The following is an 11,005-nucleotide window of genomic DNA, read 5'->3' on the forward strand; positions in this document are numbered from 1 at the left end:
TGGCGGTACCGGATTGACCGGTGTTCACGTGCCCGTTACCCGCGTGAGGTACACCATGGGAAGGCGTCCCGGCGCAGGCGGCTGTCCGCGCCGCCTGCCGGCACCGACCGCCGATCCCGGGCCCCGCACCGGCAGCCCCGGCCCACCCTGACTTTTCCCCCAGCAACAAACTTTCGATGAACACACCAAGGAGCACAAACATGGAACTATGGCCCGGCGAAGCGTATCCCCTGGGGGCGACCTATGACGGTACGGGGACGAACTTCGCGCTCTACAGTGAAATTGCGGAGTCCGTCGTGCTCTGCCTGTTCGAGGACGACGGCACCGAGACGCAGGTGCCCCTGAAGGAAGTCGACGGCTACGTCTGGCACGGCTACCTGCCGCAGGTCGCCCCGGGACAGAAGTACGGCTACCGGGTGCACGGTCCGAACAACCCTGCCGAGGGGCACCGCTGCAACCCGAACAAGCTGCTGCTCGACCCGTACGCCAAGGCCGTCCACGGCCAGATCGACTGGGACCAGGCGCTCTTCGGCTACAACTTCGGGGACGAGTTGTCGGTCAATAACGACGACTCCGCCGCGCACATGATGCTCGGCGTCGTCGTCAACCCCTTCTTCGACTGGGACGGGGACCGCAGGCCGCGCACGCCCTACCACCAGTCGTTCATCTATGAGGCCCACGTCAAGGGCCTGACCATGCTCCACCCCGAGGTTCCCGAGGAACAGCGCGGCACCTACGCCGGCGTCGCGCACCCCGCGGTCATCGCCCACCTGCAGAAGCTCGGCGTCACGGCCATCGAGCTGATGCCCGTGCACCAGTTCGTCAACGACAGCACCCTTCAGGAAAAGGGGCTCTCCAACTACTGGGGCTACAACACCATCGGGTTCTTCGCCCCGCACAACACCTACGGGTCGATGGGCGACCAGGGCGAACAGGTCCAGGAATTCAAGGCCATGGTCAAGGAACTGCACCTGGCCGGCATCGAGGTGATCCTCGACGTGGTCTACAACCACACCGCCGAGGGAAACCACCTGGGCCCCACCCTGTCGATGCGCGGCATCGACAACTCGGCCTACTACCGGCTGGTGGAGGACGACAAGCAGTACTACATGGACTACACCGGCACCGGTAACTCCCTCAACGTGCGCAACCCGCACTCCCTGCAGCTGCTGATGGACTCCCTGCGCTACTGGGTCACCGAGATGCACGTCGACGGCTTCCGCTTCGACCTCGCCTCCGCCCTGGCCCGCGAGTTCTACGAAGTGGACCGGCTCTCGGCGTTCTTCGAACTCGTCCAGCAGGACCCGGTGGTCTCCCAGGTGAAGCTGATCGCCGAGCCGTGGGACGTCGGACCCGGCGGCTACCAGGTGGGCAACTTCCCGCCGCAGTGGACGGAGTGGAACGGCAAGTACCGCGACACCGTGCGCGACTTCTGGCGCGGCGAGCCCTCGAGCATCGGCGAATTCGCCTCCCGCCTCACCGGCTCGGCCGACCTCTACGAGCACTCCGCCCGCCGGCCGGTGGCCTCGATCAACTTCGTCACGGCCCACGACGGGTTCACCCTGCGCGACCTCGTCTCCTATAACGAGAAGCACAACGAGGCCAACGGCGAGAACAACAACGACGGCGAATCGCACAACCGCTCGTGGAACAGCGGTGTCGAAGGTCCCACCGACGACCCGAAGGTGCTGGGGCTGCGCGCCCGCCAGCAGCGCAACTTCATCGCCACCCTGCTGCTCTCCCAGGGCGTCCCCATGCTGCTGCACGGCGACGAACTCGGGCGCACGCAGAACGGCAACAACAACACCTATGCCCAGGACTCCGAGCTCAGCTGGGTGCACTGGGACAAGATGGACCAGCCCCTGCTCGAGTTCACCGCCGCCGTGAACCGGCTGCGCTCCGAGCACCCGACCTTCCGCCGCCGGCGCTTCTTCGACGGACGCCCGGTGCGCCGCGGCGAGGGCGAGGTGCTGCCGGACATTGTGTGGCTCGACACCGCCGGCGAGCTGATGGCCCCCGAGGACTGGAACAGCGGCTTCGGACGCTCCATCGGGGTGTTCCTCAACGGCCAGGGGATCCGGGGCAAGGACGCGCGCGGCCAGCGCATCACCGACGCCAACTTCCTGATGTACTTCAACGCCCACGATGAGGCCGTCGACTTCACCATCCCGGCCGAGGAGTACGCGCCGGCCTGGGACATCGTGATCGACACCGCGGGCAAGTACGCCGACACCGAGGCCGTGGCGGCGGGCGCCGTGACCTCCATCGCGGGCAAGTCCATGGTCGTGCTGAGGGCCCACACGGAGGCGGAGGACCTCGACCACTCGGTGGCCGCATCCCTGGCCGTCCTCGCCAATGAGGTCACAGCCAAGACCGGAACCCCCTAACCCGGACCCGCACCGCCGGGGCCCGCCCGGGCCCCGGCACCCGTCAGGACATCCAGCCCTCCAGGAGGAAATGCGTGAAGACACCGAAATCGACCTACCGGCTGCAGATTCGAAGCGAATTCGACCTGCGCGATGCCGCGGCCCTGGTGCCGTACCTGCATGACCTCGGGGTGGACTGGGTGTACCTGTCGCCGATCCTGACGGCGGAAAAGGGCTCCGGCCACGGGTACGACGTCACCGACCCCGCCACGGTCGACCCGGCGCGCGGCGGACGGGAGGCCCTCGCCGAGCTGTCCGCCGCCGCGCGGGCCGCCGGCATGGGTGTGCTCGTTGACATCGTCCCGAACCACATGGGCATCGAGACCCCGGCCGACAACCCCTGGTGGTGGGAACTGCTGCGCGGGGGCAGGGACTCGCGCATGGCGGAGGCATTCGACGTCGACTGGGACGCCGGCGGGGGCCGGGTCCGGATCCCGGTGCTTGGAGACGGCCCGGACGAGGAGTCCGCCCTGGAGGTCGTCGACGGCGAACTGCGCTACTACGACCACCGCTTCCCCCTCGCCGAGGGGTCCTTCGGCCCCGGTGACACCGCGGCCGAGGTCCACGCCCGCCAGCACTACGAGCTGGTGAACTGGCGCCGGGCCGACAGCGAACTGAACTACCGGCGCTTCTTCGCCGTGAACACCCTCGCCGGCCTGCGCGTCGAGGTGCCCTGGGTCTTCGAGGAAAGCCACAGCCAGGTCCGCAGCTGGTTCGAGGACGCCCTGGTGGACGGGCTGCGCATCGACCACCCCGACGGACTCGCCGACCCCGTCGGCTACCTGGCGGACCTGCGCCGGCTCACCGGCGGCGCCTACGTCCTGGTGGAGAAGATCCTCGAACCCGGGGAGGAGCTCCCGGAGGGCTGGGCCTGCGAAGGCACCACCGGCTACGACGCGCTCGCCGAGATCGACAGGCTCTTCACCGACCCGGCCGGGGAACACGAGCTCACCTCCCTGGTCCCTGTCGAGCCGTTCCACGAAATGATCCACGGCACCAAGCGGGGAATCACCGACGGGATCCTGCGCTCGGAGGTGCTGCGGCTGGCCCGGCTCGTCCCGGCCGATGCGGGCCTCGACCCGGCCGAGGCCGCCGACGCCCTGGCCGAGCTGCTGACCTGCTTCCCCGTCTACCGCAGCTACCTGCCCGACGGCGCCGACTACCTCGCCGACGCGGTGCGGGACGCCTCGGTGCGCCGCCCCGACCTGGCCGCCGCGGTCAAGACCCTCCACCCGCTCCTCGACCCCTTCCTTGAGGGCGGGCCCGACGCCGCACTCACCGAACTGGCCCGCCGGTTCCAGCAGACCTCCGGCATGGTCATGGCCAAGGGCGTGGAGGACACCGCCTTCTACCGCTACAACCGGCTTGTCTCACTCAACGAGGTGGGCGCGGACCCGTCGATCTTCGCGCTCGACCCGCTGGAGATGCACCGGCGCCTGCTGGGACGCTCCACCGGCAACCCGCTCTCCATGACCGCGCTGAGCACCCACGACACCAAGCGCAGCGAGGACACCCGGGCGCGCATCACCGTCCTCGCCGAACTGCCCGGGGAGTGGGCCGCGGCCCTGGCTGCCCTCAACGAGGCCGCCCCGATCGGCGACGCGTCCTTCGCGCCGCTGCTGTGGCAGTCCCTCATCGGGGCGTGGCCGCTCAGCCGGGAACGCGCCCACGCGTACGCCGAAAAGGCCGCCCGCGAGGCCGACGCCAGCACGCACTGGACCGCCCCCGACGAGGAGTTCGAAACGGCGATGCACGCCGCCGTCGACGCCGCCGTCGACGACGAGCGCGTGGCCGGCATCATCACGCAGCTCGTGGAGCTCCTCCAGCGCCCCGGCTGGTCGAACTCGCTGGCGATGAAGCTGCTGCAGCTCACCATGCCCGGCGTCCCGGACGTCTACCAGGGCACCGAGTTCTGGGATGCCTCCCTCGTCGACCCCGACAACCGCCGGGAAGTCGACTACGGAGCCCGGAAACAGGCCCTCACCGACCTTGACTTCGGCGCGCAGCCCGCAGTGGGCGAGGACGGACGGGCCAAGCTGCTCGTCGTCTCCCGCGCGCTGCGGCTCCGCCGGGACCGGCCGGAGCTGTTCGCCGGCTACGAGGCGGTCCACGCCTCCGGGCCCGCAGCGGACCACCTCTTTGCCTTCGACCGTGGCGGCGCGCTGACGTTCGTCACCCGGCTGCCCGCCGGACTTGAGAAGGCCGGCGGCTGGAACGGCACCACCGTTGAGCTTCCCGAGGGCCGCTACACCTCCGCCCTCACCGGCGAAACGTTCGACGGCGGCACCATCCCGGCCGCCGACCTCTTCTCTGCCCTACCCGTAGCGCTTCTTACCAAGGAGGATGCAGCATGAGCACGTTCGACGTCTGGGCACCCCGCGCGGAGTCCCTCGTCCTGACCGCCAACGGCACCGACTACCCCATGAGCGCCTCCACCGGGGGCTGGTGGAGCGCCCCGGCGGACGCCCCCTCCGGGCCCGGCATCGACTACGGGTACAAGGTGAACGGGTCCTCCACCGCCGTGCCGGACCCGCGCTCGCGCCGCCAGCCCGACGGCGTCCACGCCCTGTCCCGGACCTTCGACCCGGCCGCGCACGACTGGCAGGACGCCGGCTGGTCCTCACCCGGCATGGACGGCGGGGTGATCTACGAGATGCACCTTGGCACCTTCACCCGGGAAGGGACCCTCGACGCGGCCATCGAACGGCTCGACTACCTCGTCGACCTCGGCGTCCGGTACGTCGAACTCCTCCCGGTCAACGCGTTCAACGGAACGCACAACTGGGGCTACGACGGGGTGCTCTGGTACGCCGTCCAGGAAACCTACGGTGGCCCTGAGGCCTACCAGCGCTTCGTCGACGCCGCCCACCAGCGCGGCCTCGGCGTCATCCAGGACGTCGTCTACAACCACCTGGGGCCCAGCGGCAACTACCTCGGCCAGTTCGGCCCCTACCTCACCGAGGGCCTGAGCAACACCTGGGGAGACTCCCTGAACCTCGACGGCCCGGCCTCGGACGAGGTCCGGCGCTACGTCGTCGAGAACCTGCTCATGTGGTTCCGCGACTACCACGTCGACGGGCTGCGGCTCGACGCCGTCCACGCGCTGCACGACGAACGCGCCGTGCACATCCTCGAGGAATTCGCCGCCGAGACCGACGCGTGCGCGGCGGAACTCGGCAAGCCCCTGTTCCTCATCGCGGAGTCCGACCTGAACAATCCGCGCCTGATCGAGTCCCGCAGCGTGAACGGCTACGGGCTCGCCGGACAGTGGAGCGACGATTTCCACCACGCCGTGCACGTGAACCTCACCGGCGAGACCGAGGGCTACTACGCCGACTTCAACTCCGTCGGGGCCCTCGCCAAGGTGCTGAAGGAGGGGTTCTTCCACAACGGAACCTACTCCTCCTTCCGCGAGCGCAGCCACGGGCGGCGCCTCGACGCCGACCGGGTGTCCCCGCTGCAGCTGGTCGTCTGCGCGCAGAACCACGACCAGATCGGCAACCGCGCCGTCGGTGACCGGATCAGCGCCGCCCTGAACCCCGCCCAGCTCGCACAGGCCGCGGTGCTGACCATTGCCGGTCCGTTCACCCCCATGCTGTTCATGGGCGAGGAGTACGGCGCCACCACGCCGTGGCCGTTCTTCACCTCCCATCCCGAGCCGGAACTGGGCAAGGCCACCGCGGAGGGACGGCTTCGGGAGTTCGAGCGGATGGGGTGGGACCCGAACGCGGTGCCCAACCCGCAGGACCCGGCGACCTTCGAGTCGGCCAAGCTCGACTGGGCCGAAAGCGATAAGCCCGAACACCGGCAGCTGCTTGACACCTACCGGGAGCTGATCCGGCTGCGGGCCACCGAACCGGACCTGAACACCCGCGACTTCCGCTCGATCGAGGTGGAGTTCGATGAGGCGGCCCGCTGGCTGCTGCTGCGACGCGGACGAACCGCGGTGCTCCTGAACTTCGGCGCCGCAGAGTGCGAGGTCCCCCTGGCCGCCGACGGGGCGCAGGTGCTGCTCTCCACGGTGGACGGGGTCCGCACCGGGGCCGACACGGTAACCCTGCCGGGCCACGCGTCCCTCATCCTCTCGCTCGCGGCCGGCTGATCATGGCCGCCTCCGAGGTGAGCACGGATGTCCTGATCGTCGGTGCCGGACCCACCGGACTGATGCTCGCGGCCTGGCTGCGCAGGCTCGGCGTGGACGCCGTGCTCACCGACGGCAAGGGCGAACCCACCCGGGAGTCCCGGGCGCTCGGGATCCAGTCGCGCACCATGGAGATCTACGACCAGCTGGGGGTGATCGGCCCGGTGCTCGACCAGGCCCAGAAGGCCCTCAGCATCAAGCCGGGCTACGGTCGGCGGGCCTTCGGGGAGATCCCCCTGGCGGCCCTCGGGGAGGGACTGACCCCGCATCCCGGGCTTCACTTCCTCGAACAGAGCAAGAACGAACGGATCCTCCTGGCCGAGCTGCAGCGCAGGGGAGGGGACGTGCTCTGGAACCGGCGGCTGACCGGGCTCAGCGCCCGCCCCGACGGCGCCACGGCGGAGTTCTCCGGGTCGGACGGGCCCCTCACCGTCACTGCCCGCTATGTGGTGGGCTGCGACGGCGGGTCCTCCGCGGTGCGGACCCTGAGCGGCATCCCCTTCGAGGGTGTCACCAACGAACACGTCTTCTACGTGGCCGACGCCCTCGACGTCCAGGGCCTCTCGGCGGCCACCGTTGAACTGCGGCTCAGCGGTGACGATTTCCTGCTCGCCTTCCCGCTGAAGGGGACGGAGGAGGGACAGACAAACCACCGGCTGATCGGGGTGCTGCGCAGCGCCGGCACCGCCGACATCGTCGAGGACGTGGCGCGGGGACGGCTGAGCGAGCTCTTCGGCGTCACCTACGGCACGTCCCGCTGGTTCTCCACCTACCGCGTGCACCACCGGGTGGCCGCGGCCTTCCGCGCCGGCCCCGTGTTCCTGGCCGGGGACGCCGGCCATATCCACTCACCCGTGGGAGCCCAGGGCATGAACACCGGGCTCCAGGACGCCCACAACCTGGCGTTCAAGCTGGCCGACGTCCTCGCCGGACGGGCGGGGGAAGAACTGCTCGACCGCTATAACGCGGAGCGGCGCCCCGTCGCCCTGCGCCTGGTCAGCGTCACCGATCGGGTGTTCGCAGGCGTCACCTCCGGTGCCACCACCGCACGGACGCTGCGGAGGATCCTTCCGCGCCTGGCCGGGCCGGTGGCCGTCCGGCTGCTGCCGGCCGCACCCATCGCCCCCCGGTTCGCCGGGTACCTTGGGCAGATCCGCATCCACTACTGGATGAGCGAAGGGGCCAAGGCCGCGGCGCGTGGCCGCAGGGGCCGGGTGGTCGGGCGCCGCCTGCCGTGGACGGGCCCCAATTTCGCCGCGCTCGCCGACGCCGTCTGGCAGGTCCACAGCTACGGCGACACCGACGCCGAACTCGCCGACGCGCTCGGCCGGGCCGTTGGACTGCCGGTGCATCAGTTCCCTGCGGCGCCCGCCGCGGGCCTGCGCCCGGACCGGTTCTACCTGGTGCGCCCGGACGGGTTCGTCGCCGCCGAGGCCCCCGCCCACCGCGGGGTCTCCGCGCTCCGGGCGGCCCTTCCGGCGGGGTGGACGCCCACACCCGAAGCCCGCTCCTGACCGCCCGGGCGCGGGGCAGCCCCAGGGTGTCCGCATAGGATGGTTTCATGACCTATTCCCCCGCAGAAGACCGTTACGACTCCATGCCCTACCGCCGCGTCGGCCGCAGCGGACTGCACCTGCCGGCCGTGTCCCTCGGGCTGTGGCACAACTTCGGGGACGACAAGCCCTTCGACACGCAGCGCGCCATCCTGCGGCGGGCCTTCGACCTTGGCGTCACCCACTTCGACCTGGCCAACAACTACGGGCCCCCCTACGGCAGCGCCGAGACCAATTTCGGTCGCCACTTCGCCGACGACTTCAAGCCGTTCCGGGACGAGCTCATCATCTCCAGCAAGGCCGGATACGACATGTGGCCCGGGCCCTACGGCAACTTCGGCTCCCGCAAGTACCTGCTGGCCAGCCTCGACCAGTCCCTGAACCGCATGGGCCTCGACTACGTCGACATCTTCTACAGCCACCGCCCCGACCCGGAAACCCCGCTCGAGGAGACCATGGGCGCGCTGGACACCGCCGTGCGCTCCGGCCGCGCGCTCTACGCGGGCATCTCCTCCTACTCGCCCGAGAAGACCATCGAGGCCGCCGCGATCCTGCGCGACCTCGGCACGCCGCTGCTGATCCACCAGCCCTCCTACTCGATGCTCAACCGCTGGGTCGAGAACGGCAGCCCGAACCTCCCGGAGGCCCTCGAGACGGTGGGCGCCGGTTCCATCGCGTTCTCGCCGCTGGCGCAGGGCCTGCTGACCGACCGCTACCTCAACGGGGTCCCCTCGGATTCTCGGGCGGCCGCGGACAAGTCGCTCTCCGGTGAGCACCTCTCCGAGGACAACCTGCGCCGGGTCCGGGGTCTCAACGAGATCGCTGCAAACCGCGGGCAGAGCCTGGCCCAGATGGCGATCGCGTGGATCCTGCGGCCCCAGGCGAAGGGCACCCCGATCACCTCGGCCCTGGTCGGCGCCTCAAGCGTCGCCCAGCTCGAGAGCAGCGTCGGCGCGGTGGCCAACCTCGAGTTCACGAACGAGGAACTGCGCGCGATCGAAGAGTTCGCCGTCGAGTCCGAGATCAACCTGTGGGCCGAGGCCCTGCAGGACTGACACCGTTCTACCGGGCCGGAGCCCGCGTGCCGCTCCGGCGGGACGCGGGCTCCGCCGTTTCCGGCCGGGGACGGCAGCCCGGCCGGTCAGCCCCGCCAGCGGGCCGGCAGGGCGGGAAACGCCTGCTCGTACCCGGCGAGCACCGCGGCCGCGGCGTGCGCCGAGTCGATCAGCGGGTGCAGGCTGAACGCGCGCAGCGCGGCGCCGCGGTCCCCGTGCACGGCGGCCCGCACCGTCTCCTGCTCGACCGCCTTGACGGCGCTCATCAGGCCCAGCTGGTGCCCGGTGGGCGGGCCAGCCGCGGGAAGCGGCTCGGCCCCGGCGGCCGACACTCTGGCCGGCACCTCGACGATGGCGTCCGCGGGCAGGCCCTGCACCGTGCCGCCGTTGCGGACATTGAGGATCAGTTCGGCCGGGTTCCCCGTCAGCAGGGCATGCATCAGGTGCAGGGCGATGCGCTCGTAGCCTCCTCCGGCGAGATCGGCCTCGTCACGTTCCTCCCCGGCCCCCCGCGCCTCGGCGAGGTAGCCGCTTTCGCGCTCGAGCCGGGCCGCCTCCCACACCCGATAGGGGTCCCCGGCCCCCTCGAGGTCCGTGTAGAGCCGTCGCTGCTGGTCGAGAAGCACCTCGCCGCGGGTCCGCTCCGCCGAACGTACGGCCCGCAGGGCCTCCCGGTGGAAGTAGTAGTAAAAGAGGTACTCGTTGGGCAGGGCGCCCAGGACCCGCAGCAGGTCCGGGCCGAAGATGCGCCCTTCCTCGAAGGAGGAAAGGCGCACCGGATCGGCCAGCAGGGCGGGCAGCCGGTCCTCGCCGCCCGCGTGCAGGCCCCGCAGCCAACCCAGGTGGTTCAGCCCGAGGTAATCGACGCCCTCCAGGGAGCCGGAGACGGCCGGAAGCCCGGCTGCGGCCGCGGCGCGGGCCACCAGCCCCGAGGCGGAGTCGCAGATGCCGATCACCCGGTGGCCCAGCACCGGCTGGAGTGCCTCGGTCACCATGCCGGCGGGATTGGAGAAGTTGACCAGCCACGCCTGCGGGCACTTCTCGGCCATTCTCCGCGCCAGGTCAAGCATGGCCGGAATGGACCGCAGCGCATAGGAGATCCCGCCCGCCCCGACGGTCTCCTGGCCCAGCAGCCCTTCGGCCAGCGCGACCCGCTCATCGAGGACCCGCCCGGCCGTGCCGCCGCTGCGGATCGCGGCAAAGACGATGTCAGCCCCCCGCAGGGCCGTGTCGAGGTCCGGCTCGACGGTGACGGCGGGGGACCGGGTGGGGCCGTCGGCCCCGGGCGGCATGGCCGCTAGGACCCGGGCCACCGCGCGGGCCCGTCCGGAGTCGGCGTCGACGAGGGTGAGGGAGTCGATGAGGCCCGCGAACCGCCCGGAACCCAGCGCGCGGTAGACCAGGGGGACGCGGAAGCCCCCGCCGCCGACGATCACAAGCTTCATGGTCCTCCTCAACATCCCGTCGGTCCCGGACGGGACGGCGCCACTACGCAGATTCAAGCACACCGCGCCCGGCCACGGCCTGCCTTCCACCGACATCGGCTCCTATCGGTTGGGGGCAGCGAGTATTGTGCCCTACATGGCTAAGCAGCACCGCTTCGACCCCCTCGCCGGGCTGCGGTCTCCGGACGACCCCGAATTCGACCTCCTGCTGGCCGGCCAGGTCTTCTTCGACATCACCTTCACCGGGCTGGATCAGCTCCCGCGCCCGGGCACCGAGGTGTGGACCGACGGGATGGGTTCCAGCCCCGGCGGGATCGCCAACCAGGCCATCGCGGCGGCCCGGCTCGGCCTCCACACCACCCTCGCCGCCGCGTTCTCCGGCCCC

Annotated in this window: 6 protein-coding genes and 1 pseudogene; 6 read left to right on the forward strand and 1 reads right to left on the reverse strand. The window is 70.5% G+C overall.

Annotated elements, in window-relative coordinates; genetic code table 11:
* Nucleotides 1-200 precede the first annotated feature (200 nt).
* From glgX to mgrA, 5 genes are all read left to right on the forward strand, one after another.
* Nucleotides 201-2,387 carry a glycogen debranching protein GlgX gene (gene glgX / locus QZX79_RS01560; RefSeq protein ID WP_294563688.1) on the forward strand — a complete coding sequence of 729 codons (2,187 nt, stop codon included), beginning with the start codon at nt 201-203 and terminating at the stop codon, nt 2,385-2,387.
* 74 nt (nt 2,388-2,461) lie between these two features.
* A complete protein-coding gene (gene treY, locus QZX79_RS01565; protein WP_294563690.1) occupies nt 2,462-4,780 on the forward strand; it encodes a malto-oligosyltrehalose synthase in 2,319 nt (772 codons plus the stop codon).
* The gene (gene treZ, locus QZX79_RS01570; RefSeq protein ID WP_294563692.1) at nt 4,777-6,528 is read left to right on the forward strand and encodes a malto-oligosyltrehalose trehalohydrolase; all 1,752 of its coding nucleotides are present in this window, start codon (nt 4,777-4,779) and stop codon (nt 6,526-6,528) included. The genes treY and treZ overlap by 4 nt, the downstream gene beginning before the upstream one ends.
* Nucleotides 6,529-6,530: 2 nt before the next feature.
* A complete protein-coding gene (locus tag QZX79_RS01575; RefSeq protein WP_294563695.1) occupies nt 6,531-8,081 on the forward strand; it encodes an FAD-dependent monooxygenase in 1,551 nt (516 codons plus the stop codon).
* A gap of 47 nt (nt 8,082-8,128) precedes the next feature.
* Nucleotides 8,129-9,175 carry an L-glyceraldehyde 3-phosphate reductase gene (gene mgrA / locus QZX79_RS01580; protein WP_294563698.1) on the forward strand — a complete coding sequence of 349 codons (1,047 nt, stop codon included), beginning with the start codon at nt 8,129-8,131 and terminating at the stop codon, nt 9,173-9,175.
* Between the two features lie 86 nt (nt 9,176-9,261).
* On the opposite strand, the gene QZX79_RS01585 is transcribed toward mgrA, so the two are convergent.
* Nucleotides 9,262-10,620, reverse strand: coding sequence for a 6-phospho-beta-glucosidase (locus tag QZX79_RS01585; protein ID WP_294563700.1), 1,359 nt, complete (start codon nt 10,618-10,620; stop codon nt 9,262-9,264).
* Between the two features lie 136 nt (nt 10,621-10,756).
* On the opposite strand from QZX79_RS01585, the pseudogene QZX79_RS01590 reads away from it, so the two are divergent.
* Nucleotides 10,757-11,005, forward strand: a pseudogene (locus tag QZX79_RS01590) (carbohydrate kinase family protein); the annotation flags it as partial.

Source organism: uncultured Arthrobacter sp. (genome assembly GCF_902805515.1).
In the GTDB taxonomy this organism is placed as follows: Bacteria; Actinomycetota; Actinomycetes; order Actinomycetales; family Micrococcaceae; genus Arthrobacter_D.

Bases quoted from the DNA above. Each gene is read 5' to 3' on its own strand.
- treZ (WP_294563692.1), top strand. From the start codon at position 4,777: ATGAGCACGTTCGACGTCTGGGCACCCCGCGCGGAGTCCCTCGTCCTG.
- mgrA (WP_294563698.1), top strand. From the start codon at position 8,129: ATGACCTATTCCCCCGCAGAAGACCGTTACGACTCCATGCCCTACCGC.
- glgX (WP_294563688.1), top strand. From the start codon at position 201: ATGGAACTATGGCCCGGCGAAGCGTATCCCCTGGGGGCGACCTATGAC.
- QZX79_RS01575 (WP_294563695.1), top strand. From the start codon at position 6,531: ATGGCCGCCTCCGAGGTGAGCACGGATGTCCTGATCGTCGGTGCCGGA.
- QZX79_RS01585 (WP_294563700.1), bottom strand. From the start codon at position 10,620: ATGAAGCTTGTGATCGTCGGCGGCGGGGGCTTCCGCGTCCCCCTGGTC.